Source organism: Andreprevotia sp. IGB-42, assembly GCF_009848685.1.
Classification (GTDB): Bacteria; Pseudomonadota; Gammaproteobacteria; order Burkholderiales; family Chitinibacteraceae; genus Andreprevotia.
In genome coordinates this window covers 105,067-126,948 of sequence record NZ_WXTX01000007.1, presented here as the reverse complement: position 1 = coordinate 126,948, position 21,882 = coordinate 105,067, and the positions used below count along the sequence as shown (strand labels likewise).

Sequence of the window (21,882 nt, the reverse complement as noted above, 5' to 3'; positions counted from 1 at the left end):
CTATCCTCCAAGCATGAAGCTTTGCACCAGCGAGCCCATCAACAGCGTCCAGCCATCGATCAGCACGAACAGCATCAACTTGAATGGCAGCGAGATGATCACCGGCGACACCATCATCATCCCCATGGCCATCAGGATACTCGCCACCACGAAGTCGATGATGATGAAGGGAATGAACACCAGAAAACCGATCTGGAAAGCCGTTTTCAATTCGCTGGTCACAAAGGCCGGCACCAGCACGCGCAGGCTCACATCTTCCGGGCCATTGGGTTTCTGCATGCCGGACACTTCCACGAAAAACCCCAGGTCTTTCTGGCGGGTCTGCTTGAGCATGAACTCCTTCAACGGCACCGAGCCCTTGTCCAGCATCTCGTTGAAGGTGATTTTCTGTTCGGAATACGGCTGGTATGCCTCGGCGTAGATCTTGTCGAAGGTCGGCGCCATGATGAAGAAGGTCAGGAACAGCGACAGCCCCACGATCACCTGATTGGGCGGCGCCTGCATGGTGCCCAGCGCTTGGCGCAACAGCGACAGCACGATGATGATGCGGGTGAACGCCGTCATCATCAGCAGCAACGCCGGCAGGAAGGTGAGCGCCGTCAGGAACAGCAGTGTCTGGATGGGCAGCGAATAATTGGTGCCGCCGGCCGCCGGCGTGGCCGACATGAACGGAATGCCGGCATCGGCCGCCAGCGCGGTGCTGCCCAGCAGCAGCAACAAAAGGGGCAGATAGCGCTTCATTGCGGATCCTTGCGCATCAGCGCGCGCGCCAGCCGCTCGGCAAAGGCCGGCATCGCCGGCCCGGGGGTTGCAGCGGGCTGTACGGACCTGGGAAGCTCGTGCAGCTTGTTGACGGCTTGCGCGGTCACACCCAGCACCAGCCAGGTGTCGTCGATCTCGACAATGACCACCCGCTCTTTCGGCCCGACCATCACGCCCGATACCACGCGTAAACGCGCGCCAGCTGCCATGGGCAGCATGGTGAAGCGGCGCATCAGCCATGCCACGGCAACGATCAGCCCCAGCACCAGACCCAGCGCAACGATCACCTGTACGAACTGGCCACTCAGTGACGGTGCGGACAGTGTGGCAAGCGGTGCGGAAGCGACTGCAGAAGCGGGAGAAAAAGCGGAAGCCACGGCAGCATGACCGGCATGGGCGGCAGACAACAGGGCAACAACAAGCGGCGTGCACCGCGACAGGATGCGCGGCATTACTTGTGCAGGCGGCGTATACGCTCTGCCGGGGTGATGATGTCGGTCAGCCGGATACCGAACTTGTCGTTCACCACCACCACTTCGCCCTGCGCAATCAGACAGCCATTGACGAGTACATCCATCGGCTCGCCGGCCAGTCCGTCGAGTTCGACCACCGAGCCCTGCGCCAGTTGCAGCAGGCTGCGGATGGCAATTTTGGTCCGCCCTAGCTCCACGGTCAGCGTGACCGGGATATCGAGGATCATGTCGATGTTGCCGGAGGTATTGCCGGCAATCTGCGGCGTATCGAAGCGCTCGAAAATATCGGCCGCCTGCATCGACGGCGCCTCCGGTGCAGCCGCGCTGGCCGCATCCACCTCGGCCTGCTCGGCCATGGCAGCAGCCCAGTCGTCCATGCCTGCGTCGTCGTCCTGCGCCACGGTATCTTCAGCCATTGCCTTCCCCCTGACCGTCTGTCGCCACAATGTCGGCATCAGCGCCATTGAGGATGCGGTTCACTTTCAATGCATATTGGCCATTCAGAATACCATATTTGCATTCGAGCACCGGCACGCCATCCACCTCGGCCACGATGGCCTCGGGCACGTCCATCGAGATGACGTCACCCTCCTTGAGGTTGATGATGTCGCCCAGCGTGATCCTGGCATTACCCAGGTTGGCAACCAGGTCCACTTCCGCTCCCTGCACCTGCTTCTTCAGCAAGCTTACCCACCGGGTATCCGCCTCGATGCGGTCCGCCTGCATGGTGCTGTAGAGCATGTCGCGGATCGGCTCGATCATCGAATACGGGAAGCACACGTGAAAATCCCCGCCGCCCGAACCCAGTTCGATCTTGAAGGTATACGCCACCACCACTTCGGTCGGCGTTGCGATATTGGCAAACTGCGTATTCATTTCTGAACGCTGGTAGCCGAATTCACATTCGAATACCGGCTTCCAGGCTTTCTGGTATTCCTCGAACACCACATCCAGCAGCCGCTGGATGATGCGCTGCTCGGTCGGCGTGAAATCACGCCCTTCCACGCGCACGTGGTAGCGACCGTCCGAGCCGAACAGGTTGTCCACCACGAGGAACACCAGGTCCGGATCGAAAATGAACAGGCCGGTGCCGCGCAGCGGCTTCATGTTGATCAGGTTGAGGTTGGTGGGTACCACCAGGTTGCGGATGAACTCGCTGTACTTCTGTACCCGCACCGGCCCTACCGAGATTTCGGCATTGCGGCGCATGAAGTTGAACAGGGCAATCCGCAGATAGCGGGCAAAGCGCTCGTTGATGATTTCGAGCGTCGGCATCCGGCCGCGGACAATACGTTCCTGCCGGCCAATATCGTAGGCGCGCACCGACGACGCATCGACCTGATCGTCGTTGCTGTCCTCCTCCCCGGTCACACCGCGCAGTAGCGCGTCGACCTCTTCCTGGGAAAGGATATCGTCTGCCATGGTCTCTATAGTCCGCCGTCGTTATCCGGATAACCGGGTTATCGGCTTATTGCACGATAAATGTAGTGAAATTCACCGAGAGCACGCCCTCTTCCTCGCCTTCCACGCCCAGGATCTTGTTGACCAGGTGGCGGATATCCTTGCCCAGCTTGTCACGCTTGGTGACATCGCGCGCCTCGTCCGGCTTTTGCGCGCTGAGGAACAGGTTGATCTGGCTCTGGATTTTCGGCAAGTACTGCTTTACCTGCTCGGAAGTTTCCGCATCCGCCACTTCCAGCGAAATGTCTGTCTGCAACACCGCCTGCTGCTCGCCATTGGACAGATTCACCGTCACTTGCTGCAGCTTCTCGAACGTAGGCGGATGCGCGTCTTTCTTTTCCTTCTTCTTTTCTTTCTTCTTCGGCTCGGCTTCCTGGCTATGCGCAGCCTCAGCCACGGCCTCATCCACTGACGGATCCTTGTTGCCCATCAGCAGGAACACCGCCACACCGCCCAGTACAAGCACCAGCAGCAGCAGGATGATCACGATAATCAACAACAAGCCTTTTTTGCTTTTCGGGGCTTTTTCGGTCTTGGCTTCTGCCATATTTTTTCACCTGGTCGCGAATCGGGGTGCGCAAGTATAAATGCCCCAGGCGCAGCTGGGGCAGTAAGCGCTTGGACGCCAAGCCATTTATAATTCAAAAACCTAGGTAAAACAAGCAGTAAGCCGTTTCTCCTCAGAGTTGACTTTTAATCCATTGGCATGAAGTAGTTCTTACACGTACAGATTCAGTCCGCCACGCGCCACCGGCAGTTTCATATCTGTCCACACTGCGGTCTGCATGACCGTCTTGTCGATCAGATTGTCGCCACCGCCAAACACGCGCTGGCGTGCCTGCTCACGCGCATCCGATTGCTGCTGGAACTGGCCAGCCTGTTGCTGTTGCTGTGCCTGCTGGTTCAGCGAATCGGATGCCACCTGCACGTTGGCCAGCGTGATGCCCTGATCCGCCAGCAAGGCGGTCAGCTTGGGCGTGGCGGCCGCCAGCGCTTCACGCACGCTGGCCTGTTGCGACGTAAAGGTGACGCTGGCCTGGTCACCGGCCATGGTGAGCTTCACTTCCATCGGCCCCAGATTGGGCGGATTGAGCTGCATTTCCAGGTGCTGCTCCTGCTTGTTCAGCATCAGCGAGACGCGTTGTGCAACCGCATCACCCCAGCGGCTATCGCCCACGGTTTCCTGCACATGGTGCGAAGGGGCCTTGGCGACGGCTGCTGCAGCAACGTCGGCAGAAGCGGATTTCTGTCCCAACTGCGCCGAATGGTGATTGAGCTGGCTGGCAAAGTCAGCGGCAAGGTCCTTGCTGCTCTTGCCGATATCATCCGGCAAAGTTTTACCGAGCACGGCAATTTCTTCCGCTTTGGCTGCCTGTGCATCGCCGCCGATCAACCGGGCAAGATCGATACCGCCACCGTCTTTCTTGCTTTTATCCAGCAAGGCATCGCCAAGGGCGGCTTCCTTGCCGCCTGCCAGCAAGGCCAGCTTGTCGTCCTTGCCCGATAGTGCGGCCAGCTTGTCACCGGCCTTGCCGGTGTCCGCGCTCTTGGGCTGGGCAATTGGCAATTGCATGTTCTGCAGCATGGCCAGCCACGACTCCACCGTCTGCGCAGGCGCGGCCTCGGTGGTTTCCACCGCTTCGGTGGGCGTGTCCGCATCTGCGGGCTTCGCGGATGCATCCTTGGCTGGCACGGTATTTTTTTGCGGCTCGGCGCTGCCGTCGGCGGGTGCCTTGGGTGCCATTTCCTTGGCCAGGGTAGAGCCGAATTGATCCTCGCCGCCCTGCTTATCGGCTTTGCTGTTACTCTGGCGTGACTCGCCGAGCCGTGTGGCAACAAGATTGACTGCGCTGGTCATGACTGCACTCCTGGAACAATTACCCAGGGTATAAGCAAATCCCGGGCCAGCTTCGCAAGCCACTTCAGGCCATGGTTGAAACCGCTACTGTTACTGCGCTGAAGGAGGCAGCATGGCCGAAGATTCCGATCTCGAACGCACGGAAGAACCCTCGGGCCGACGGCTGGAGGAGGCGCGTGGCAAAGGCCAGATTCCCCGTTCGCAAGAGCTGGTGACGTTTGCCGTGGTCATGAGCGGTCTGGTCGCCTTCCTCTCCACCGCGCCCGATCTCTTTCACGTGCTATCCGGCGTGATGCAGAACGAACTGCGCTTCGATCGCGCCACATTGGCCAACCCCAAATTCATGGGCGAGCATTTCATTGCCGCATGCCGTGTAGCGCTGACCGCCTGCCTGCCCATTTTTGCCGCCACGGCAATTGCCGCCATCGTCACGCCATTGCTGATTGGCGGCTGGTTGTTCACGTTTGAACCACTGATGCCCAATTTTGCCCGCATGAACCCGCTGACGGGCATAGGGCGGATGTTCTCGGTACGTGCGCTGGTGGAAATGGGCAAAGCCATCCTCAAGTCCGGCCTGATCGGCGGCGTCGCCGCGTGGGTGATTTGGCACGAACGCGAACAGTTCCTGCAGCTGATCACCATGCCGCCCGACAGCGGGCTGCTGTACTTGTGGCAGATGATCCGCTTCACCTTGCTGACGGTGACGGGCTCGATGTTGCTGATCGTGGCCATCGATGTGCCCTACCAGCTATGGGACTACACCAAGGGCCTGCGCATGACCAAGGAAGAGGTCAAGCAGGAGGCCAAGGAATCGGAAGGTGACCCGCAAGTGAAGGGCCGCATCCGCCAGTTGCAACGCGAAGCGGCCAGAAAGCGCATGATGAGCGAAATCCCCAAGGCCGATGTGGTGGTCACCAACCCGACCCATTACGCGGTGGCGCTCAAGTACACCGAGCAGATGCGCGCGCCGCAGGTCGTGGCCAAAGGGTCTTTCCTGCTGGCAGAGCGCATCATCGACATCGCGAAGGACAGCAAGGTATCCATCGTGCGCACACCGCCATTTGCGCGCGCGTTGTATCACCATGCGGAACTGGGCGAGGAGATCCCGGCCGCGTTGTATACTGCCGCAGCCGAAGTACTGGCCTACATCTATCAGCTCAAGCACTGGCATCGTTACGGCGGTGACGAGCCGCAACTGAACGATGCATTACCCGTGCCGGAAGAGCTTGATCCCGGTGCAATCGAATAGCAGCTTGAACCCAGGACCCTAGTCGAAACGTGTGGCGTAATTTCAATCTGACCCGGCTGGCCGGCCCCGCGCTGGTGCTGATGGTGCTCGGCATGATGATCCTGCCGCTGCCCGCGCCGATTCTCGACTTTTTTTTCACGTTCAATATCGCCATCTCCATCATCGTGCTGATGGTCAGCCTGTACACGCGTGAGCCGCTGGAGTTCTCCAGCTTCCCTACCGTACTGCTGTTCACCACGCTGTTGCGGCTATCGCTCAATGTCGCATCCACCAAACTGGTGCTGACCGAGGGGCATGCCGGCGCGGGTGCGGCCGGACAGGTGATCGAAGCGTTCGGCCACGTGCTGATTGGCGATAACCTCACGGTGGGGATCATCTCCTTCGTCATCCTGACCATCATCAACTTCGTGGTGATCACCAAGGGTGCCGGCCGGATCGCCGAAGTGAGCGCCCGCTTCACCCTGGACGCGATGCCCGGCAAGCAGATGGCCATCGATGCAGACCTGAACGCCGGACTGATCGGCGAGGAAGACGCGCGCAAACGGCGCGCCAATATCTCGCAGGAAGCAGACTTCTTCGGCTCCATGGACGGTGCCAGCAAATTCGTCCGCGGCGATGCGGTGGCCGGCATCATGGTGATGCTGATCAACATCGTGGGCGGCCTGATCGTCGGCATGGTGCAGCACGATCTGCCGTTTGCCGAAGCCGGCAAGACCTACACGCTGCTGACCATCGGTGATGGCCTTGTTGCGCAGATTCCGGGCCTGATCATCTCGGTGGCGGCCGGCGTGGTGGTATCGCGCGTGGGCACCGATGAAGATCTGTCCGAACAATTGCTGGGCCAGATGTTCGCCAAAGCGCAGGTGCTGTATGTGACCGCCGGCGTGATGACCATCCTTGGTCTGATCCCGGGCATGCCGCACGTGGCCTTCCTGCTGATGGCCGCGATGGCTGGCGGGCTTGCCTGGTGGCTGGACGACAAGGAAAAGAAAAAGAAGCTCGCGCCGCCCAAACCCGCCGGTGGTGCAGCGCAGCCAGGCGGTGCACCGGGTGCCGGCCAGGTGCCGGGCGATCAGCCGTTGCAGGAAGTCAGCTGGAACGATGTGCAGCCAGTAGACCCGGTGGGCCTCGAAGTGGGCTACCGCATCATTCCGCTGGTGGACCGCAACCAGGATGGCGAGCTGCTGCGGCGCATCCGCGGCATCCGCAAGAAAATCGCGCAGGAGCTGGGCTTCCTGGTGCCTGCGGTGCATATCCGCGACAACCTCGAGCTCAAGCCCAACCAGTACCGCATCCAGCTCAAGGGCGTGGACGTGGGCATGGGCGAGGCCTATGTGGGCCAATGGCTGGCGATCAATCCGGGCAACGCAGCCGGGCAATTGCCCGGCACGCCAACCACCGACCCCACCTTCGGCCTGCCGGCAGTGTGGGTGGACGCCAGCCTGCGCGATACCGCGCAGGCAATGGGCTATACGGTGGTCGATGCATCCACCGTGGTCGGCACGCATATCTCCAACGTATTGCAAAGCCACGCCGCCGAAATGCTGGGGCGCGAGGAAGTGCAGCAGTTGCTGGATCATTTCGCCAAGGAAGCGCCAAAACTGGTGGAAGATCTGGTACCAAAAGTGATACCGGTTGGCACTTTGCAGAAAGTTCTTCAGAATTTACTTGAAGAGGGGATGCATGTTCGCGACCTGCGGACAATACTGGAAACGCTGGGCGAGCAAATGGCGCGCACGCAGGATATCGATGACCTGACGGCTGCGGTGCGGGTGGCGCTGGGCCGTGCCATCATCCACCAGTTATTCCCGGGTGAGGACGAATTGCCGGTCGTGGCGCTGGAGCCACAGCTGGAAAACATCCTGATGTCCGCCGCAGCGGGCAAATCGCAGGGCGGACTGGAACCGGGCCTGGCGGAGCGCCTGCTCAAGCAGGCATCGCAACTGACGGAGCAGATGGAAGCACAGGGTTTGAATACGGTATTGATCACGCCGGGGCAGTTGCGGCCGATGCTGAGCCGCTTCCTGCGCCGCTCGATCCCCAACCTGCGCGTGATCGCACACACCGAGATACCGGACAGCAAGACCATCCGCATCGTCGGCGTGCTTGGGGCAGCAGGCTAGGCCAGCGCCTTAAATACGCCGGACGGTGTAGCAAAACAGGCATAATTCGTTTCAACTAGGGACAACAGCAGCCGGACATGGTCGTTAAAAAGTTTTACGGTGCCACGACACGCGATGCGCTACGCCAGGTTCGGGATGAACTTGGCCCGGACGCGCTCATCCTGTCGAACCGCCAGGTAGCAGGTGGCGGCATCGAGATCATGGCCGTGGCCGATGCCGATGTCGCGGCCATCACCAGCACGCAGACCGCCCCTGTCCCGGCAGCGCGGCCCACCCCGCGCGCGGTGCAGAATGGCGCCCGGCTGATGCGCTCCGCACAGGAGCCCACCGCGCCGGTTTCCAAGGCCCTTGCCCGCTCCTACGCGATACCGGACGAAGACGACGAACCCACCATCGACGACGTGCCCAGCCATGGCAGTGCCGATGAAGAACCGTTGCTGGTACGCAGCAACCGCCCCAAGCCCGCGCAAACGCTGCAGGACTTCGCGACGGCCCGCCAGCAGATGATGGAAGCGGCGCAGCCCGCCACTGCACCGGCGTTTCCGAAACGCCCGCCGGAAAAGCTGCCTACCTTCCGTTTTGAAGACGATGCACCGGAAGTACCCGAACCCGCTGCCAATCCGGCGGACAAGGAAGCGATGGAAGACATCGCGCGCGAGATCCGCATGTTGCGTGGCCTGCTGGAAAGCCAGCTGGCCGGCATGGCGTGGGGTGAACTGGCCAAGCATGCACCGGAAAAACTCGAAGCACTGCGCCAGTTGCTGGCGGTGGGCTTCTGCCCGGCGCTGGCTCGCCAACTGATCGACAAGATGCCTTCCGGACTCGGTTTCGAGCAGGGGCTGCGCTGGGTAAAAGCAGCGATTGCCCACAACCTGCCGGCAGCCAGCAATGGCGAAGACCTGATTACCCGTGGCGGCACCTATGCATTGATCGGCCCCACCGGCGTGGGCAAGACCACCACGGTGGCCAAGCTGGCTGCACGCTGTGCATTGATGTACGGGCCTGAATCGGTGGCGCTGCTGACCACCGACAGCTACCGGATCGGCGCGCACGACCAGTTGCGCATCTACGGCCGCATCATTGGCGTGCCGGTCCATGAAGTCAAAGATGATACCGACCTGGAGCTGACGCTGGCCGACCTGTCCGACCGCCATCTGGTGCTGATCGATACCGTCGGCATGGGCCAGCGCGATACCCGCGTGGGCGAGCAGTTGAAGCTGTTCGATCAGGATCAGATACAGACGCTGCTGCTGCTGGCCGCCAATGCCGCGCCCGCCACGCTGGACGATGTGGCGCGCCGCTATCAGAACCAGCAATTGTCCGGCTGCATCGTCACCAAGCTGGACGAAGCGATGAGCCTGGGCGGCTGTCTCGACGTGGCGATCCGCCACAAGCTCAAGCTGCACTTCGTCACCAACGGCCAGCGCGTGCCGGAAGACCTGCATGGTGCCCGCATCGACTACCTGATCGACCGCACTTTCCGTGGCGAAACGCAAAAGGCCTTCCAGTTGCAGAATGACGAATACCCGCTGTTCATGGGCGCTTCCGGCATCGGCAGCGACAAGGACATCAAGCTCAACCTCGGGGCCGTCCGTGGCTAACCAGTGGCCGGATCAGGCCGCCGGTTTGCGCGCATTGATCGCCCCCACCGCATGCCGCAGCGTGGGCCTGTGCGGTGGCCGTGGCGGTGTGGGCACCACCACCATTGCCATCCATCTTGCCGCCGCCTTGGCCGAGCGCCAGCGCGAAGTGATCGTGCTGGATGAATACAGCGGGCTCTCCAATACCGCACACCGGCTGCGCCTGTCACCGCGCTATGATTTCGAAGATGCAGTGCGCCGGGAAGTGCCGCTGGCCGATACCCTGCTCAGCACCACGGCCGGCTTCAGCGTGCTGCCGGTATCGGCAAGGCCGCAAACACTGGCTGCACTGAACGAGCGCGAACTGGCACGCTTGGGCAGCGAATTCGACGCCATTACCGGCGATGCGGATTTTTTGCTGCTCGATACCCGCCCGGCCACCGGCCCCGGTGTGCCCAGCCTGTCGCTGGCGGCCGATGACGTGGTGGTGATCGTGTCCGAGCGCGCCGAGTCGTTGACCGACGCCTATGCCACCATCAAGCTGCTGTACACCGAATACGCAAGACGCGAGTTCCGCATCCTGGTGAACCGCGTGGACAGCCTGACCGAGGCCAACTTCCTGTTCCAGCGCATCAAGCGCGTGGCGCAGGATTACCTGGGCAGCGCGGTGCAGCTGCGGCTGATCGGCTTCGTGCCCGAGGATGAACTGCTCAAGCGCGCCACGCGGCTGGGCAAGACCGTGCTCGATGCGTTTCCGGATGCCGAATCCGGCCATGCGTTCCGCCAACTGGCCGATGCCATGTTGCGCTGGCGCCAACCCGCGGCCGGTACAGACCGGGCATCCGATTTCGTTTACCGGTTGGTTGAATCGAGCCGGATCCTCACTGACCGCATGCACTACTGATGATGCGCGCGGCGAATTCATTGGCGCGCCGTCACCTTGCCGTCCGGCCTGGCCGGACAGCCGGAGGGCACGTCACACCATGAGCCAGGCCACGCTCAACGCCGAAAACGACGTGATGACGATCGCTGGCAGGCTTGATGCTGCCGGCGCTGCCGGCATCTGGCCTGCAGCCCGCGCCGCCCGGGCCAGCCGGGTGGATGCCAGCGGCATCGATTATTGCGATGGCGCCGGTGCAGCGCTGCTGTTCGAGCTGATACAGCGCGGCGCAAAGATAGACGGCCTGGCCGACGGCTACGCCACCTTGCTGGCCGAACTGCAACCCGATCAGCCGCTATCGACCGCGCCCGCACCCGCGCACGAGCCCTGGGTAGCCAGGCTGGGCGGCATCACCGCAGCGGTACTGGCATCGCTGCGTGACCGCGTCAGTTTCATCGGTGACATCACCATTGCGGTGAAAACATTGCTGATTTCGCCACGCCGCTTCCGGCTGGGCGCCGCGGTGCAGATTGCAGGCAGTGCCGGCGCCGATGCGCTGCCCATCGTCGCGCTGATTTCCTTCCTGCTGGGCGTGATCCTCGCCTTCCAGTCCGCCATCCCGATGAAGCAGTTCGGTGCCGAGCTGTTCGTCGCCAACCTGGTAGGGCTGGGGTTGGTGCGCGAGCTATCGCCACTGATGACGGCAGTGCTGCTGGCCGGGCGCACCGGTGCCGCGTTTGCTGCCGAGCTGGGCACGATGAAAACCAACCAGGAAATCGATGCGCTCACCACCATGGGGCTGGAGCCGATGCGCTTCCTGGTGCTGCCACGGCTGGTTGCCGTCACGCTGATGACCCCGTTGCTGTCCGTCCTGGCGGAAGTGATCGGCCTGTTTGGCGGTGGCCTGGTACTGTTGACGCTGGATATTCCGCTCAAGACCGCGTTTGCACAGGTCACGCAAACGGTGGCGCTCACCGATTACCTGGGCGGCCTCGCCAAATCGGCGATCTTCGGCTTCGGCATCGCCGCCATCGGCTGCTGGCGCGGCTTGCGCACCGGCAGCGGTGCGCAGGCGGTGGGCGAAGCGGCGACCAAGGCCGTGGTGACCTCGCTGGTGTTCCTGGTGGTCACAGACGGGCTGTTCGCCCTCGCTTATTACTACCTGGGGTGGTGACGCATGCCGGATCAGCAGCCCATTATCCGTGTCGAGAACCTCACCTGCGCCTATGGGCCGGTGGTGGTGCTCAAAGAGGTCAGCTTCGACGTCCAGGCCGGTGAAGTATTCGTGATCCTCGGCGGCTCGGGCTGCGGCAAATCCACGTTGCTGCGCCATATGATCGGGCTGGAACGCCCGAGCACCGGGCGCATCTGGCTGGATGGCACCGAGCTTACCGCCACCGAAGGCGCAGCACGTCAGGCACTGATGCGCACCTTTGGCGTAGCCTATCAATCCGGCGCGCTGTTCGGTTCGCTGAGCGTGCTGGACAACGTGTTGCTGCCACTGATCGAATTCACCACGCTGGATGCGGCGGCGCGCAACGTCGTTGCCCGGCTCAAGCTGCGCCAGGTGGGGCTGGAGGCGTATGCCGACTACATGCCGGCAGCGCTATCGGGCGGCATGCAGAAACGCGCCGCCATCGCGCGTGCGCTGGCGCTGGACCCGCGCATCCTGTTCCTGGATGAACCCTCCGCCGGGCTGGACCCGGTGACAGGCGCCGAGCTTGATGCACTGATCAAACGGCTGGCCAGCACGCTGAAACTGACCTTCGTGGTAGTAACGCATGAGCTTGCCAGTATTTTCGCCATTGCAGACCGCGCGCTGATGCTGGATAAATCAGCCAAGGGGGTCATTGCGCTCGATACCCCGCAAACATTGCGCGATCACCCGCCCAGTGCACCGGTGCGGCGCTTCTTCAACCGGGAAACTGAATGAACAGCAACGCCGGCCATTTCCGCCTCGGCCTTTTCGTCCTCGCCGCCGTCATTCTTGGCAGCATGCTGCTGGTCGCCTTTGGTGCCGGCAACTGGTTTACCAAGACCGTGTTGATGGAGACCTACTTCGATGAATCGGTACAGGGGCTGGATGTCGGCTCCAAGGTCAAATATCGTGGCGTGACTGTCGGGGAAATCAGCAAGATCTCGTTCACGCACACCAAATATCAGCTCGACCTGCCGCCCGCATCGCGCAGCCAGTACGTACTGGTGGAGTCCAAACTGCAGCCGGAACTGTTTGGCAGCGCCAAACTGCCCGATTCCAGTCAGCTGAGTACCGAAGTTGCCCGTGGCCTGCGCATCCGCATCGCCCCACAGGGTCTCACCGGCACCAATTACCTGGAAATCGATTTCACCGACCCTGCGCGCAACCCGCCGCTGCCGATCAAGTGGACACCGGAGGCCATCTACGTGCCGTCCGCGCGCAGCGCAGTAGTGCAGATCGTGACCGCTGCACAAAACCTGGTAGCCAAGCTGGAGAAAGTCGATATCGCCGATACGCTGGCCAAGCTCAACCGCACGCTCGACAGCAGCAACCAGGCCATCACCGACCTGAAAACCCGCGAGCTGAGCGATACCGCGCTGGCGCTGCTTCAGGAAATCAGGGCAACGCCGATCAAGGCCACCGGTGACCAGGCATTGCAATTGATGAGCGAGCTGCGCGAAACCAACCGCTCGCTCAAGGCGCTGGTATCCGATCCCGAACTGCAATCGGCTCCTGGCGATATTGCCGCCAGCGCCAAGGCTGCGCGCAAGCTGCTGGAAGGCCCCGCGCTTGCCGATACACTCAAACAGCTCGATCACGCCACGCGCCAGCTTGACCAACTGATTTCCAGCCGCGACCAGCAGCTTGAATCGACCTTCGACAACCTGCACGCGGCCAGCATCGAACTGCGCCAGTTGCTTGACCAGACCCGCAACAACCCGTCGAGCCTGCTGTTCAGCTCTCCGCCCTCGCCCTACCCATTGCCTGCCCGATGAAAAACATCTGCCTGATCTTGCTTGCCGGACTGCTGGGCTCCACGCTCACCGCATGCAGCCTGCCCACCACGCCGCCACAGGAAAACAACTACCTGCTGGCAAGCACGCGCAGTGGTGCAGCGCTGGCACAGCGCTATGACAGCCTGCGGCTGATGCCGCTGCGTGCAGCGCCCCCCTACGATACGCCGCGCTTTGTCTACCGCGAAACCGACCAGCGCTACGTGATGGATCCATACCGTGGTTACATGGCGCCGCCAGCACAGCAAATCAGCACCCGCCTGCGCGACTGGCTGGCTGCTAGCGGCATCACCGCGCATGTCGTGGGCCCCGGCCCGATCGCCGCGCAGCACCGCATCGAGGGCGAGCTGACGCGGTTCGACGTCGACCTGCGCCCCGGCCAGCCGCGTAGCGTGAGTATCAGCGTACGGCTGCGGCTGCAGGATGAAGGAACGCAAGCGCTGCTGGTGGATCAGACCTTCAGTGCCAGCAGCGTGCTGGCTACCGTGACCGCAGACAGCATCGCTGCCGCTGCAGACGCTGCGCTGGCCCAGGTGTTCCGCGATTTTGAAACCGCATTGATGCAGGCGCATTGAGCAACATCGCGGTTTTTCGCGACTCGCCTCACCCTGCTGCCTCGGCTACACTCAAATCTGCCAACAGATAATCTGTCCATGCCGACCCAACGCGCCCTGCACCTTTATCGCAAGACCCAGAACGATAGCGACAGCGATCGCGTGCAGCAGCATGCGCCGCTGGTGAAGAAAATCGCCTATCACATGGTGGCGCGCCTGCCGGCCAGCGTAGAAGTCGACGACCTGATCCAGGTGGGCCTGATGGGCCTGATGGAAGCCACCCGCAATTTCGATCCCAATGCCGGCGTGCAGTTCGAAACCTTTGCCGCGCAGCGCATACGTGGTGCCATGCTTGATGAACTGCGCAGCGCAGACTGGATGCCACGCCAGACCCGCCGCAACATGCGCGAGATCGATGCCGCAGTCCACAAGCTGGAGCAGGAATACGGCCGGGCGCCACTGGAAGCGGAAGTGGCGAAATCGCTGGATCTGCCGCTGGACGAATACCAGCAGCGGCTGGGCGATGCACGCGGCCACCAGTTGCTGTACTACGACGATTTCGACAGCGAAGACGGCAGCAACGACACGCTGGACCAGTTTGTTGCCGATCACAGCGCCAATCCGCTGGAGGCCATGTCGGACGCCGGCTTCCGCAAACTGCTGGTGGCCGGGCTCGATCTGCTGCCCGAGCGTGAAAAGCTGGTGATGGCGCTTTATTACGATGAAGAACTCAATCTGAAGGAAATCGGCGCGGTGCTCGGTGTATCCGAATCGCGCGTTTCCCAGTTGCATAGCCAGGCCATTGCCCGGCTGCGCAGCAAGGTCAAGGACTGGCTTGCCAGATAACACGGACACGTATGGATAAAATCAGCATTGCCGGCCTCATTCTCGGCATTACCGCAATCGTGTTCGGCCAATGGCTGGAAGGCGGGCATATCGCCTCGCTGTTCCAGCTCACCGCTTTCCTGATCGTGATGGGCGGCACCATCGGTGCGGTGATGCTGCAAAGCCGCATGGATGACTTCATTGCCGGCGTGAAAATGGCCAAGTGGGTGTTCGTGCCGCCGATGCAGGATTTCCGCCGGGTACTCACCACGCTGGTCAACTGGGGCCAGCACGCGCGCCGTGGCGGCCTGCTGTCGCTGGAAGCATTCATCGGCAGCGAAAAGGACCCGTTCGTGAAGCGCGGCCTGACCATGCTGGTGGATGGGGCCGAGCCGGAAACCATCCGCCGTGCACTCGAGCTGGATGTGGATGCCTTTGAATCGCGCGCGCGCGCTGCCGCCAAGATCTGGGAATCGGCCGGCGGCTACGCGCCCACCATCGGCATTCTGGGTGCGGTGATGGGATTGATCCATGTGATGGAAAACCTCACCGATCCGGGCAAGCTGGGCGCCGGTATCGCCGTGGCCTTTGTAGCGACCATCTACGGCGTGGGCTCGGCCAACCTGATTTTCCTGCCGATCTCCAACAAGCTGCGCCACCACATCAACATCGAGATCCGCCGCCGCGAAATGCTGCTGGAAGGGCTGGTATCGATCGCCAATGGCGAAAACCCGCGTTTGCTGGAAAACAAGCTGGCCGGGTTTATCCTGTAAGCATGTTCCCCTGCAAGGCGTCCCCCTGATGCTGTGGTTGCTGGCCCGCCTGAAACAACTTGCCGCATGGCTCGATCTGCTGCTGTTCACCGTGGCCATGATGCTGCTGGCGCGCCTGCCCATGCGCATTACGCGCCGCTTCTACCCTGCGCTGTTCCATCGCTGGTGCATGTGCTTCGTGCGCGCGCTGGGCGTGGATTTGCGCCTGCACCAGCACAATACCCGGCCACTGCCGGAACACTTCATCCTGATCGCCAACCACCCTTCCGCGTTTGAAGACGTGGGCATCCCGGCACTGTTCCCGGTGGTAAGCCTGGCCAAGGAAGAAGTGCGCAAGTGGTGGTTTGTCGGCCGCATCGCGGAGGCTGCCGGCACACTGTTCGTGCAGCGGGAGAACAAGGATTCGCGCCAGGCCGCCGTACAGGCGATGGTAGATGGCGTGCGCGGCGGCAAGAATATCGCGCTCTACCCGGAGGGCGGCTGCAAGGGCCGCCGGCTGTGGGACAAATTCCTCTACGGCGCGTTTACCGTGTCGCTGGAAACCGGCGTGCCCATCGTGCCGGTGTTCCTGCATTACGAGGCGCAGCAGGCATTTGCCTGGGGCCCGGATGAAAACCTGCTGCAGAAGATCCGCAGCATCATCACCGCCCCCAATCACACCGCTAATTATCACGTGTTCGATGTGCTGGACCCGGCTGATTTTGCCGACCGGGAAAGCTACTCCGCCCATGCCTACCAGCTTTTCCTGGGCTGGCAGGCGCGCTTCCTCGAGTAAGCGCTGCCACGCTTGGCAAGCAGCTACACCACCCGGGTAAGCAATGTTTGCCGCTGCGCCCAGGCAGTGAGATTGGCAAACGTCAGTTCGCCCATTGCCTGGCGGGTTTCTTCGGTGGCACTGCCGATATGCGGCAATAGCACCACGTTATCCATGCCCAGCAACGCGGCAGGCACATTCGGCTCATCCTCGAATACATCGAGGCCGGCACCGGCGATCACGCCTTGCTGCAATGCCGCGACCAGCGCAGCCTCATCGACGACGGAGCCGCGCGCCACGTTGATCAGCACGCCCTGCGCGCCCAAAGCAGCCAGCACCGTGGCATCCACCGTGTGGCGCGTTTCTGCACCGCCCGGCAGCGCCAGCACCAGGTAATCGGATGCGGCGGCCAGATCGGCCAGATCGGCGTGGTAGGCGTAATCCAGATCCGCCTTGCGGCGCGGCCCCTGATAGGCGATGCGCATACCGAATGCCGCCGCACGCGTAGCCACCGCGCGGCCGATGCCGCCCATGCCGACGATGCCACAGGTTTTGCCGGCCGGAGAGCGCCCCAGCCCAAAGCCCTGCTGCGGCCAGCGCCCGGCCCGCACGAAGCGGTCTGCCTCGCAGATGCGGTGCGATACCGCCAGCAGCAAGGCCAGTGCACAGTCAGCCACGCCATCGCACAGCACGCCGGGAGTATTGGTCACCGCCACGCCATGTGCCTGCGCGGCAGCAATATCGATGGAATCGTAACCCACGCCAAAGCTGGCAATGATTTCCAGCGCCGGCAATGCGGCAATCAGCGCCGCATCCGCGCCGACAAAGCTGGTGGTGACCACTGCGCGCACCGCTGTGGCGTGCTCGGCCAGCAAGGCGTTGCGGTCGCTTGCCTCCCATAGCTTCAGTACGATGAAATCACGTTCCACGGCAACCTGCAGCGAAGGTAGCAAAGGCGTGGTGACAAGGACGGTGGGGCGTGAGGATGACGTAGTCATGGCTGTGTTGGCCGCTGTGATGCGTGCATGCAAAGCGCCATGCTGCCAAAAAATCCGCCGGCAAGGAACGCAAATAGCAGCAGCGCAGCCCGATCGTGTGTGCGAAACGCTTCTGCAAGCCCGGTATGGCTATAATCGTCCATCACCGATTTCTGCAGTCTGCCCATGGCCGTTTTCCGTAAAAAAAACGTCGCGAATGCGTCGTCCCGCAATGCGCTGCCTGCACCGCTGGCCAACCTGCTGCGCGAATCCTGGTGGTTGCTGCTGGTTGCCGTGGTGCTCTACCTGGTACTGGCGCTGGCAACCTACCACCAGGCTGATCCGGGCTGGTCGCACAGCGCATCGCAGGCCGAGATCAAGAACCGCGGCGGCTGGCTGGGCGCCTGGGTGGCGGATATTTTCCTGTCGCTGTTCGGCTTGTCTGCGTGGTGGTGGGTACCGTTCTGCTTTGCCGCCATCCTGTGGGGCTACCGCCGTATCGACCGCGTGAATACCGAATCATCCCGCCCGGTGATCCTGCTGGCATGCAGCGGCTTCACGCTGATGCTGCTGGCCAGTTGCAGCCTGGAAGCACTGCGCCTGCACTCGATGCAGATTGCGCTGCCGCTGGCACCTGGCGGCATTCTCGGCTATGCGCTGGGTAGCTGGCTGTACCTGGGGCTGGGCTTTGCCGGCGCCACGCTGACCTTGCTGGCCATATTCGGCATCGGTTTCTCGCTGTTCACCACCATCTCCTGGCTGGATGTGATGGAAAAACTCGGCACCATGCTCGAATGGATCTGGATCAGCGGGCGCGACCGCTGGCAAGCCGCGCAGGATCGCAAGATCGGCCGCCAGGCCGCCGAGGACCGCAAGGTCAAGGTCACCGAGGAGAAGAAGCGCCAGGAAGACCACGCACCGATCAAGATCGAAGCCGCGCAACTGGAAGTACCGGTGGCCCCGGCTGTGGAACGCAAGCTGGAAAAAGAGAAAAAAGCCCAGGAAAAACAACAGATCGAGGCCGAGCGCCAGGCTGCGCAGCCCATGCTGTTCGAAATCGAAGACCTGCCGCCGGTACGTGCGCCTGCCATGGCGCCCAGGGCAGGCAACGATGCGCTGCCGCCCATCTCGCTGCTGGCCCCGGCACCGGTGGCGCAAGAAACCATCAGCAACGAAACACTGGAATTCACTTCCAGCCTGATCGAACGCAAATTGGCGGATTTCAACGTGCAGGTGAAGGTGATTGCCGCCTACCCCGGCCCGGTGATCACCCGCTACGAGATCGAACCGGCAGTGGGCGTGAAAGGCGCGCAGATCGTCAACCTGATGCGCGATCTGGCCCGTGCGCTGGGGCTGATTTCCATCCGCGTGGTGGAAACCATACCGGGCAAGACCTGCATGGGTCTGGAGCTGCCCAACCCGTCACGCCAGACCATCCGGCTGTCCGAGATCATTTCGTCCGAACCGTATCACCATATGAGTTCCAAGCTCACCATGGCGCTGGGCAAGGACATCACCGGCAAACCGGTGGTGACCGATCTGGCCAAGGCACCGCACATGCTGGTGGCCGGCACCACCGGCTCGGGCAAATCGGTGGGCGTGAACGCGATGATCCTCAGCCTGCTGTACAAGGCCACGCCCGATGAAGTGCGCTTCATCATGGTGGACCCGAAAATGCTGGAATTGTCCGTGTACGACGGCATTCCGCATCTGCTGGCCCCGGTAGTCACCGACATGAAGCTGGCCGCCAACGCACTCAACTGGTGTGTGGCAGAGATGGAAAAGCGCTACAAGCTGATGAGCAGCTTTGGCGTGCGCAACCTGGCCGGCTTCAACCAGAAGATCAAGGATGCCGAAAAAGCCGGCCAGAAACTCACCAACCCGTTCACGCTGACGCCCGATAACCCGGAGCCATTGGAACACCTGCCCTTCATCGTGGTGGTGGTAGACGAATTTGCCGACCTGATGATGGTGGCCGGCAAGAAGATCGAAGAGCTGATCGCCCGACTGGCACAGAAAGCGCGTGCGGCCGGCATCCACCTGATCCTGGCCACCCAACGCCCTTCGGTGGACGTGATCACCGGCCTGATCAAGGCCAACATCCCCACGCGGATTGCCTTCCAGGTTTCCAGCAAGATCGATTCGCGCACGATCCTCGACCAGATGGGCGCCGAAGCGCTGCTGGGCCAAGGCGACATGCTGTACCTGCCGCCGGGCACCGGTTACCCGCAGCGCGTGCACGGTGCATTCTGCGCAGATGACGAAGTGCATGCAGTGGTAGAACACCTGAAGCAATTCGGCGAGCCGGACTACATCGACGGCATCCTCAACGGCGGCTTCGAAGCCGAGGCTGCAGGCGGCAGCGCACCGTGGGAAAGCGGTGGTAGCGAAGGCAACGAAACGGATGCGCTGTACGATGAAGCCGTGGCATTTGTGCTGAAAAGTCGCAAGGCATCCATTTCTTCAGTGCAGAGACAGCTGCGAATCGGATACAATCGCGCCGCACGCCTCATCGAACAGATGGAGCAGGCAGGACTGGTGAGCCCGATGGAAACCAACGGCAACCGCACAGTACTTGCCCCAGCACACGAATAAACACCTCGCCCGATGCAATGCATTGTTGCGTCGGTGTCTCCTTTGCCCAAATTTGGGCTTGAACCCAAGCAGCGGATCGTGTTATAAATCCGCTTTTTCCGAAGTCAGGAATTTTTATCATGGCACGAGTATGTAAGGTCACCGGCAAGCGTCCGATGTCCGGGAACAATGTTTCCCACGCCAACAACAAGACCAAGCGTCGCTTCCTCCCGAACCTGCAATCCCGCCGTTTCTGGGTCGAAAGCGAAAACCGTTGGGTACGCCTGCGCGTTTCCAACGCTGCACTGCGCACCATCGACAAGAATGGCATTGAAGTCGTTCTCGCCGACCTGCGCGCCCGCGGCGAACTGTAAGGTAAAGAATCATGCGTGAAAAGATCAAGCTCGAGTCGTCCGCTGGTACTGGTCACTTCTACACCACGACCAAGAACAAGCGCACCATGCCGGAAAAGCTGGAAATCAAGAAATTTGATCCGGTTGTCCGCAAGCATGTGCTGTACAAGGAAACCAAGCTTAAATAAGCTTGTTGTTCCGGTGCCGCATACTCGAAAACCCCGCTTCGGCGGGGTTTTTATTTGATGGAACTGCCTGCGGGCAGCCCCGTCATACACCACAGAACCGGAAGTACCCCGATGCCCGCCACAAGGCGGCGCATTGCATCTACCCAGGAAAACATCATGCCGATCAACCACTTCGACCTGCAAAGACTGGCCGCGATCAAGATCAAGGAAGACATCCGCAAGAAGGGCTCGCCCAGCCGTTTTGGCAAGGATTCATCGGAAAACGCCAGTGATGAAGACAAGATGGCCAAATCGCTGGTGGGCCGCCTGATCAAGCAGCGCGTCGAACCCAAGTAACGCCGGGCGGCAGTCTGCGCCCTATACGTCTGCGGCTGCGCGCGGCCCAAGACCGCCTGCGCGCTCAATCGCTGGGTTGCCAGATTTCCAGCAGCGTTTCGCGCAGCATGGCCAGCATCGGGTCTTCGGCACGGTCGGCCGAATAGATGAACTGCAGCGGTGCGGAGATCACCGTCTCACCGGCGCGCCATAGCGCAATCGAGCCATCGGTGGCAAAGCGGTGCGCGGTGCGTTCGGCCAGCAGCGCCACGCCCAAGCCCGCCTTCACCAGCTCTACCAGTACCGCTTCTTCGTCCGATTCGCCCACCTTGCGCGGCGCAATATTCTGCATGCGCCACACCTCCTGGGTGATGCCGGAAATACTGGAAAACTGCGATACGCCCAGCCAGGGTGTTTTGCCCAGCGTCTGCCAGTCGGCATTTTCCAGCTCGGCACGCCGTTGTGGCGGCAAGGCCACACAGAAACGGATTTCCGACAGCGGCAGCGTATTCACGTTCTGGTACGGGTTGCGGCCCAGGTAAAAGCCGCCATCCAGCGTTTTCTTGCGGACTTCATTGAGCACGCTGCCGGATATGCCATGCGTGGTCTGCACCGTCAGCAACGGGTAGCGCGCTTTCAGGCAGGCCAGCCACGGCCCCACCTTCAGCCGTGCCGGCACACCGATCGTACCGATCTTCACCTTGCCCTTGGGCTCGGCCGCCAGCGCCTTGGCGCGGTTGAGCATGCCGCGCGACAACGCCAGCATCTGCTCGGCATCCGGCAGCAGTGTCTTGCCCGCTTCGGTCAGTTGCACGCCACCCGGGTAGCGCTCGAACAGCGACACGCCCAGCTCTTCTTCCAGCGCCTTGATCTGCGCGGTCACCGCCGGTTGCGACAGGTGCAGCAGCTCGGCCGCCTGGGTGAGGTGCCCCTGCTGGGCGACCGCAATAAAAGTGCGCAGTTGATACAGTTCCATAGCCATCGATTATCACCCAAAGCACAGCAACGGTGCAGCCCGATCAGCGCCCGCTTATGCAAATGGCACACCCTTGCAGCCCAGCAGCAGCAAGCTTCGCGCAATGCAGCATAAGAAATGCTGATTCCGCGCATCAGAAATTGCGATTGGCGCGAACCCGGTTACGCTTACTAGAGTCTGGCGCAGTCATCGCAATAGGTGATCCGCACAGCATGT

The 21,882-nt window shown here is 61.7% G+C and carries 24 protein-coding genes; 15 read left to right on the top strand and 9 right to left on the bottom strand.

All coding sequences use genetic code 11. The features are described from left to right. The 6 genes from fliP to IGB42_RS12315 all read right to left on the bottom strand — a co-directional run bounded on the left by fliP (position 1) and on the right by IGB42_RS12315 (position 4,554). Positions 1-741, bottom strand: coding sequence for a flagellar type III secretion system pore protein FliP (fliP, locus tag IGB42_RS12340; RefSeq protein WP_159672003.1), 741 nt, complete (start codon positions 739-741; stop codon positions 1-3). Further along, the gene (gene fliO, locus IGB42_RS12335) at positions 738-1,214 is read right to left on the bottom strand and encodes a flagellar biosynthetic protein FliO (protein WP_159672001.1); all 477 of its coding nucleotides are present in this window, start codon (positions 1,212-1,214) and stop codon (positions 738-740) included. Before fliO ends, fliP begins: the two co-directional genes overlap by 4 nt. Then, positions 1,214-1,651, bottom strand: coding sequence for a flagellar motor switch protein FliN (gene fliN, locus IGB42_RS12330; RefSeq protein WP_159671999.1), 438 nt, complete (start codon positions 1,649-1,651; stop codon positions 1,214-1,216). The genes fliO and fliN overlap by 1 nt, the downstream gene beginning before the upstream one ends. Then, the gene (fliM, locus tag IGB42_RS12325; protein ID WP_159671997.1) at positions 1,644-2,657 is read right to left on the bottom strand and encodes a flagellar motor switch protein FliM; all 1,014 of its coding nucleotides are present in this window, start codon (positions 2,655-2,657) and stop codon (positions 1,644-1,646) included. Before fliM ends, fliN begins: the two co-directional genes overlap by 8 nt. Before the next feature lie 46 nt (positions 2,658-2,703). Beyond that, positions 2,704-3,243: a flagellar basal body-associated protein FliL gene (fliL, locus tag IGB42_RS12320; protein ID WP_159671995.1), complete on the bottom strand. Its 540-nt coding sequence runs from the start codon at positions 3,241-3,243 to the stop codon at positions 2,704-2,706. A gap of 171 nt (positions 3,244-3,414) precedes the next feature. After that, the gene (locus tag IGB42_RS12315; protein ID WP_159671993.1) at positions 3,415-4,554 is read right to left on the bottom strand and encodes a flagellar hook-length control protein FliK; all 1,140 of its coding nucleotides are present in this window, start codon (positions 4,552-4,554) and stop codon (positions 3,415-3,417) included. Between the two features lie 112 nt (positions 4,555-4,666). On the opposite strand from IGB42_RS12315, the gene flhB reads away from it, so the two are divergent. The 11 genes from flhB to IGB42_RS12260 all read left to right on the top strand — a co-directional run bounded on the left by flhB (position 4,667) and on the right by IGB42_RS12260 (position 16,304). Beyond that, on the top strand, positions 4,667-5,803 hold the full coding sequence (gene flhB, locus IGB42_RS12310; RefSeq protein WP_159671991.1) for a flagellar biosynthesis protein FlhB: 1,137 nt from the start codon (positions 4,667-4,669) through the stop codon (positions 5,801-5,803). A gap of 29 nt (positions 5,804-5,832) precedes the next feature. After that, positions 5,833-7,926 carry a flagellar biosynthesis protein FlhA gene (gene flhA / locus IGB42_RS12305; RefSeq protein ID WP_159671989.1) on the top strand — a complete coding sequence of 698 codons (2,094 nt, stop codon included), beginning with the start codon at positions 5,833-5,835 and terminating at the stop codon, positions 7,924-7,926. Between the two features lie 77 nt (positions 7,927-8,003). Next, positions 8,004-9,527, top strand: coding sequence for a flagellar biosynthesis protein FlhF (flhF, locus tag IGB42_RS12300; RefSeq protein WP_159671987.1), 1,524 nt, complete (start codon positions 8,004-8,006; stop codon positions 9,525-9,527). Continuing rightward, positions 9,520-10,410 (top strand): AAA family ATPase, encoded by an 891-nt coding sequence (locus IGB42_RS12295; RefSeq protein WP_159671985.1) that lies wholly within the window; start codon positions 9,520-9,522, stop codon positions 10,408-10,410. Before flhF ends, IGB42_RS12295 begins: the two co-directional genes overlap by 8 nt. A gap of 79 nt (positions 10,411-10,489) precedes the next feature. Further along, positions 10,490-11,560 (top strand): ABC transporter permease, encoded by a 1,071-nt coding sequence (locus tag IGB42_RS12290; protein ID WP_159671983.1) that lies wholly within the window; start codon positions 10,490-10,492, stop codon positions 11,558-11,560. Between the two features lie 3 nt (positions 11,561-11,563). Next, positions 11,564-12,319, top strand: coding sequence for an ABC transporter ATP-binding protein (locus tag IGB42_RS12285; protein ID WP_159671981.1), 756 nt, complete (start codon positions 11,564-11,566; stop codon positions 12,317-12,319). Further along, positions 12,316-13,359, top strand: a complete 1,044-nt coding sequence (locus IGB42_RS12280; protein WP_159671979.1) for an MlaD family protein — start codon at positions 12,316-12,318, stop codon at positions 13,357-13,359. The genes IGB42_RS12285 and IGB42_RS12280 overlap by 4 nt, the downstream gene beginning before the upstream one ends. After that, positions 13,356-13,952, top strand: coding sequence for an ABC-type transport auxiliary lipoprotein family protein (locus tag IGB42_RS12275; protein ID WP_159671977.1), 597 nt, complete (start codon positions 13,356-13,358; stop codon positions 13,950-13,952). Before IGB42_RS12280 ends, IGB42_RS12275 begins: the two co-directional genes overlap by 4 nt. A gap of 78 nt (positions 13,953-14,030) precedes the next feature. Beyond that, positions 14,031-14,777 carry an RNA polymerase sigma factor FliA gene (locus tag IGB42_RS12270; RefSeq protein WP_159671975.1) on the top strand — a complete coding sequence of 249 codons (747 nt, stop codon included), beginning with the start codon at positions 14,031-14,033 and terminating at the stop codon, positions 14,775-14,777. 11 nt (positions 14,778-14,788) lie between these two features. Continuing rightward, the gene (locus IGB42_RS12265; RefSeq protein ID WP_159671973.1) at positions 14,789-15,529 is read left to right on the top strand and encodes a flagellar motor protein; all 741 of its coding nucleotides are present in this window, start codon (positions 14,789-14,791) and stop codon (positions 15,527-15,529) included. A 28-nt stretch (positions 15,530-15,557) separates the two neighbouring features. Further along, the gene (locus IGB42_RS12260) at positions 15,558-16,304 is read left to right on the top strand and encodes a 1-acyl-sn-glycerol-3-phosphate acyltransferase (RefSeq protein ID WP_159671971.1); all 747 of its coding nucleotides are present in this window, start codon (positions 15,558-15,560) and stop codon (positions 16,302-16,304) included. A 23-nt stretch (positions 16,305-16,327) separates the two neighbouring features. Here IGB42_RS12260 and IGB42_RS12255 read toward each other — a convergent pair whose 3' ends face one another. Further along, positions 16,328-17,281, bottom strand: a complete 954-nt coding sequence (locus tag IGB42_RS12255) for a 2-hydroxyacid dehydrogenase (RefSeq protein WP_159671969.1) — start codon at positions 17,279-17,281, stop codon at positions 16,328-16,330. After that, a complete protein-coding gene (locus tag IGB42_RS12250; protein WP_159671967.1) occupies positions 17,278-17,448 on the bottom strand; it encodes a hypothetical protein in 171 nt (56 codons plus the stop codon). The genes IGB42_RS12255 and IGB42_RS12250 overlap by 4 nt, the downstream gene beginning before the upstream one ends. Here IGB42_RS12250 and IGB42_RS12245 point away from each other — a divergent pair. The 4 genes from IGB42_RS12245 (at position 17,447) to IGB42_RS12230 (ending at position 20,711) form a co-directional block, all read left to right on the top strand. Then, positions 17,447-19,855 carry a DNA translocase FtsK gene (locus IGB42_RS12245; protein WP_159671965.1) on the top strand — a complete coding sequence of 803 codons (2,409 nt, stop codon included), beginning with the start codon at positions 17,447-17,449 and terminating at the stop codon, positions 19,853-19,855. The genes IGB42_RS12250 and IGB42_RS12245 overlap by 2 nt on opposite strands. 119 nt (positions 19,856-19,974) lie before the next feature. Next, a complete protein-coding gene (gene rpmB, locus IGB42_RS12240) occupies positions 19,975-20,208 on the top strand; it encodes a 50S ribosomal protein L28 (RefSeq protein WP_159671963.1) in 234 nt (77 codons plus the stop codon). A gap of 11 nt (positions 20,209-20,219) precedes the next feature. Further along, positions 20,220-20,375, top strand: a complete 156-nt coding sequence (gene rpmG, locus IGB42_RS12235) for a 50S ribosomal protein L33 (RefSeq protein ID WP_159671961.1) — start codon at positions 20,220-20,222, stop codon at positions 20,373-20,375. Positions 20,376-20,531: 156 nt separating this feature from the next. Beyond that, complete coding sequence (locus tag IGB42_RS12230; protein ID WP_159671959.1) at positions 20,532-20,711, top strand: hypothetical protein; 180 nt, start codon at positions 20,532-20,534, stop codon at positions 20,709-20,711. 64 nt (positions 20,712-20,775) lie between these two features. On the opposite strand, the gene IGB42_RS12225 is transcribed toward IGB42_RS12230, so the two are convergent. Continuing rightward, complete coding sequence (locus IGB42_RS12225; RefSeq protein WP_236822569.1) at positions 20,776-21,672, bottom strand: LysR family transcriptional regulator; 897 nt, start codon at positions 21,670-21,672, stop codon at positions 20,776-20,778. Positions 21,673-21,882 lie beyond the last annotated feature (210 nt).